3 protein-coding genes are annotated in these 2,457 nt (G+C 41.0%); all 3 read left to right on the forward strand.

Annotation, left to right across the window (positions count from 1 at the left end; all coding sequences use genetic code 11):
• The first annotated feature begins 84 nt into the window (after positions 1–84).
• The 3 genes from tnpA (at position 85) to tnpC (ending at position 2,402) form a co-directional block, all read left to right on the forward strand.
• The gene (gene tnpA, locus BN999_RS16550) at positions 85–411 is read left to right on the forward strand and encodes an IS66 family insertion sequence element accessory protein TnpA (protein WP_096273227.1); all 327 of its coding nucleotides are present in this window, start codon (positions 85–87) and stop codon (positions 409–411) included.
• Entirely contained in the window at positions 405–761 is a 357-nt protein-coding gene (gene tnpB / locus BN999_RS16555; protein ID WP_096273229.1) for an IS66 family insertion sequence element accessory protein TnpB, read from the forward strand. The genes tnpA and tnpB overlap by 7 nt, the downstream gene beginning before the upstream one ends.
• Positions 762–824: 63 nt before the next feature.
• A complete protein-coding gene (gene tnpC, locus BN999_RS16560) occupies positions 825–2,402 on the forward strand; it encodes an IS66 family transposase (RefSeq protein WP_096273231.1) in 1,578 nt (525 codons plus the stop codon).
• The last annotated feature ends 55 nt before the right edge of the window (positions 2,403–2,457 follow it).

The raw sequence follows: 2,457 nt of genomic DNA on the forward strand, positions 1-2,457 counted from the left end.
CGTAAGCGTCAAATAGTACCCACATTTCCAGCATAGCTTATTCATGAGATAATCTCCCTAGAAAATAATTCGGGAGGTTTTGCGATGACTAAAGCTGACAAAAGAATAGAATGGAAAGCCAGATTTGATGCTTGGAAAGCCAGTGGTTTATCAGTGGCTGGATGGTGCAGAGAACAGGGTGTAAATATTCATCAAATGTATTATTGGGTTCGAAACTTTGGAGATGATCAAACTACTGTTCAAGAAACTGATACACAGTGGCTGACTGTAGACATGAAAGACGGACCAACAAATTACTCTGGTCAAGATCCAATTATTATTCACTTTGATGCAATTTCTGTTGAAGTGCGTCCAAATGCCGACATGGGACTATTATCTGATGTAGTAGGTATTCTGAAAAACCAATGCTAACTAGTTCCCATTTTGAACGTGTTTACTTAGCACGTGGCAGTACAGATCTTCGCAAATCTATTGATGGTCTCGCAGTCATTGTAAAAGAATGCTTCGAACTAGATCCCTTTTCTCCCTGTTTATTCGTATTCTGTAATCGAAAACGTGATAAACTAAAAATCCTTCAATGGGAGCATAACGGATTTTGGCTTCATTACCGAAGGCTAGAACGTGGAACATTTCACTGGCCATCAGAGAAAGAGGAAGCACCGATGGATATTAGTCCACGCCAACTCCGTTGGTTATTGGATGGGTTACCCATTGAACAAAAACAAGCACATCGTGAAGTAATAGCGCGTACCATTCTATAAAAAAATCTATTAAATAGAGGAATCCGACTAGTCATAGCGGGTTCTTTTTCGTATACTTAATTTATGGAAAATAAGGCGCAAACATCACAAGATACAATTGAATACTACATAGAGCGCACGGAAAAGCTCGAAATGGAAAAGGAAGAGTTGGAGGCAAAATTAAAATGGTATGAGGAGCAATTCCGCCTAAGCCAACAACATAGATTTGGTTCTTCTAGCGAGAAAACTAATCTGGACCAACTTTCTCTTTTTAATGAAGCTGAAGATACTACCAATTCAACTGTTGAAGAACCAACGGTTGAGACGATTACTTATAAACGTAAGAAACAGCGTGGCCAACGTGAACGCATGCTTGAAAACCTGCCTACCGAGACGATTGAATATCGTTTACCTGATGTGGACCAGGTTTGTTCGTGTTGTGGTGGAGCGCTGCATGAAATGAGCACGGAAGTGCGTAAAGAATTAAAAATCATTCCTGCGCAAGTAAAAGTGGTGGAACATGTTCGCCACGTCTATAGCTGTCGTCATTGTGAACGCAATGAAATAGAGACACCTATTAAAACTGCATCGATGCCAGCCTCTGTTTTTCCGGGAAGCCTAGCATCTCCGTCGGCAATGGCATATACAATGACACAAAAGTATGTAGAGAGTATGCCTCTGTATCGCCAGGAAAAACATTTAGAACGCTTTGGGGTATCTATTTCACGTCAAACGCTGGCAAATTGGGTTATTTATGGTGCCAATACCTGGCTAAACCAAATTTACGATCGGATGCACGAACATCTCCTAAAACTGGATAGTTTACATGCGGACGAAACAACATTACAGGTTCTTTCCGAACCTGGGCGACCTGCGACATCGAATTCTTATATGTGGCTTTATCGCACTGGACGAGAGGGTCCTCCAATCATTTTGTATGATTACCAACAAACGCGGGCAAGTAAACACCCACGTCGCTTCCTAGATGGATTCAAAGGATATTTACATGTAGATGGCTACGCCGGCTACAACGGATTATCCAATGTAACTTTGGTCGGATGTTGGGCCCACGCTCGTCGCAAATTCACAGAGGCATTAAAGGCTTTACCTGAATCTGCGAGTACTTCCAACGTGAAAGCGAAGGAAGGTCTAGCATTTTGTAACCAATTATTTGAGATTGAACGCAAATTAAAAGACGTTAGCCCAGAAGAACGTTACAAAGAGCGCTTAGAATGCAGCCAACCAGTATTGGAGGCTTTTTCAGCATGGCTTCGTGAACAAACGCCACGGGTGTTGCCAAAAAGTGCACTCGGCCAAGCAATCAAATATTGTCGTAACCAGTGGGAGCGACTAGAGGCATTTTTAAAAGATGGTCGTTTAGAGATTGATAACAACCGAGGTGAAAGGTCTATTAAACCTTTCGTTATTGGGAGAAAAAATTGGCTTTTTAGCAATACTGCAAAGGGAGCAAAATCCAGTGCAATTATTTATAGTATTGTAGAAACAGCTAAGGAAAACGGATTAAATCCATTTAACTATCTTAGCTACCTTTTCGAGGAACTTCCTAACATGGATACGACAGATAAATCTAAGTTAGATCAGCTTTTGCCTTGGTCACAGACTATTCCAAAGGAATGTCGTGTTCCAAATAAATCTAAATAAATCATAACATTAGTCCACATCTTAGAAATAGGTGTGGACTATTTGACGCTTACCT

This window comes from Paucisalibacillus globulus (genome assembly GCF_900184735.1).
Lineage (GTDB): Bacteria > Bacillota > Bacilli > Bacillales > Amphibacillaceae > Ornithinibacillus > Ornithinibacillus globulus_B.

Bases quoted from the DNA above. Each gene is read 5' to 3' on its own strand.
- tnpA (WP_096273227.1), top strand. From the start codon at position 85: ATGACTAAAGCTGACAAAAGAATAGAATGGAAAGCCAGATTTGATGCT.
- tnpB (WP_096273229.1), top strand. From the start codon at position 405: ATGCTAACTAGTTCCCATTTTGAACGTGTTTACTTAGCACGTGGCAGT.
- tnpC (WP_096273231.1), top strand. From the start codon at position 825: ATGGAAAATAAGGCGCAAACATCACAAGATACAATTGAATACTACATA.